This window comes from Candidatus Zixiibacteriota bacterium, from assembly GCA_036480375.1.
Classification (GTDB): Bacteria; Zixibacteria; MSB-5A5; order GN15; family JAAZOE01; genus JAZGGI01.
The window spans coordinates 1-2,157 of the sequence record JAZGGI010000046.1 but is presented as its reverse complement, the minus strand read 5'-3'; the positions used below and the strand labels follow the sequence as shown (position 1 = coordinate 2,157).

2 protein-coding genes are annotated in these 2,157 nt (G+C 42.0%); both read right to left on the bottom strand.

Features of this window, described 5'->3' with window-relative positions:
* Positions 1-126 precede the first annotated feature (126 nt).
* The gene (locus V3V99_13760) at positions 127-420 is read right to left on the bottom strand and encodes a GYD domain-containing protein (protein ID MEE9443725.1); all 294 of its coding nucleotides are present in this window, start codon (positions 418-420) and stop codon (positions 127-129) included.
* 426 nt (positions 421-846) lie between these two features.
* Positions 847-2,157 (bottom strand): response regulator (locus V3V99_13755; GenBank protein ID MEE9443724.1); only part of this gene is annotated, 1,311 nt, incomplete at its 5' end.

Sequence of the window (2,157 nt, the reverse complement as noted above, 5' to 3'; positions counted from 1 at the left end):
AGTATCTAAACATCGGAAAATATATATCTTCCACAATAATATGGTGACTTCTAATCTGCTTGCTTTCAAGGATATGCATTTGAGGGGAGCATACACGGGCTTTCTAAAAGCTTCAGCAAACATCTTTTATGGCAACGATTCAATGATTTTTCTGTATTCGTCCTCTGTAAATGCCCGAAAGGTTTCTGTGCGGACTGAACCCGCCGAACCGAGCGTGAGGGCCGCCCTTGCTGCCGTCTCATCATCCGGTGCTTCGCTAATGACGATCATATCATATTGCCCCATTACCAAATAGAACTCTTTAAGTTCACCACCTATTGCTCGAAATAGTTCTTTAGCGGCGTCGAGCCGTGAAGGGCTCTCCTTTATATTCTCAATGCCTTTTTGCGTATAGCTGACCAAACTGATATAAGTAGCCATTATGATACCTCCTTTCATATATAACCCCAATTATTCCTCCCCTCAAAGCATAAAAACAAGTACTTTTTCATGTGCTAAAGAAATGCCTTGGAAAATCGGTAATAAAGAAACCTGTTTGAGTCTCCGTCATTGCAGATTCCTTGCCTGATGTTTCACCTGCAAAATACATGAATCAATAGCTGATTTAGTTTGTAAATCAAGCATTTTTAGGACTTTAATTTTGCTAAGTTCAAGGCAGCAATCTGCAATTTGGGCTCTTGAAGGCAAACCACAAGATATGGGATTTTCTGACCACAGCCCAGACCTGTAGCTGAGTGAATGACGAGATGGGATACTCGTTCCGTATCAAAGGAAATAATGGGGTTTGTGACGTGTCGATAGATTGCAACTATCACCAGCGCAAATTGTCCTCGGGCAGGAAAATTTTCAGTCTTGATCCAGCACTTCTCGTATTTTTTTAGCGAGTTCACTTTGAACTACCGGTTTCATAACATAACCACTAATGCCCATTGCCTTAGCTTTTTCGGCGTCAATTTGTTCACTGAAGCCGGTACATATAATGATGGGTATGTCCGGTCTGATTTCAAGAAGTTTCTGTGATAGCTGAGCACCCGTCATATTCGGCATGGTCATGTCGGTTATAATAAGATCAAACTTGTCTGAATTATTCTGGAAAGCTGCCAAGGCTTCAATACTGCTGGTTCGTGTAGTAACATGATAACCGAGCCGCTCCAACATCTGTTTTTCCATGCGAACAATCTGGTCTTCATCGTCGACAAGCATGATTCGTTCATGTCCTCTTTGAATAGGTGCAACAACTTCAGTTACCTCTGTTTCAACCCGGGTTTTGATTATAGGCAAGTATACGTGGAATACCGTTCCTTTTCCAGGTTCACTATCAACCCTAATATCCCCTTTATAGCTTTTGACAATGCCATGAACAACAGCAAGACCCAGCCCGGTGCCTTTATCTTTTTCTTTTGTTGTATAATAAGGATCGAATATGCGATCCAATACTATATTATCCATGCCTACGCCCGTATCTGCTACTGTCAAACAAACATAAGGTCCCGGATTCATATCAGGGTCTTTCAATTCTTCAAGTCCTAAATCGACCTCTTTCAGGGTGACCTCGAGTTTACCACCCGTTTCCTGCATAGCGTGATAGGCATTGGTTATCAGATTCATGGCGACCTGATGAATCTGTGTCGGGTTGGCGATAACTAATCCGCATTTATTACTGATATACTGTTTGATTTCGATGGTGCTCGGCAGTGAAGATCGGATGAGTTTCAAAGCCTCTCGAATAACAAGCTGGACCTTAAGTGGTACAAGTTCCTGATCAGCTTGACGGCTGAACGTGAGAATCTGTTTGACCAAATCCCGAGCACGTTTTGTCCCGATCAATATTTCATTGAGATTATCTCGGATGGGACTATCTTCAGGAGTATCCTCCAGCGCCATTTCTGCATAGACAACTATGGGAAATAGAATATTATTAAAATCGTGGGCGATGCCGCCGGCGAGAGTGCCTAAAGATTCCATCCTTTGGGCTTGTTGAAGTTGATTTTCGAGACGCTTTTGTTCTGTAATATCTCTTATAAAATTAATGGTAGCAGGCTTTCCTTCCCAATTAATAAGAACGGTATTAATTTGAACTAACAATTCGACACCAGATCGATTAATTATTTTGAAAGAGTAGGTGGAGGGGGGTTCCTCGCCCATTAATCTTTCCCT

What these genes read in the sequence shown, in the direction of transcription:
- V3V99_13760 (MEE9443725.1), bottom strand. Translation starts at nt 420, where the DNA reads ATGGCTACTTATATCAGTTTGGTCAGCTATACGCAAAAAGGCATTGAG.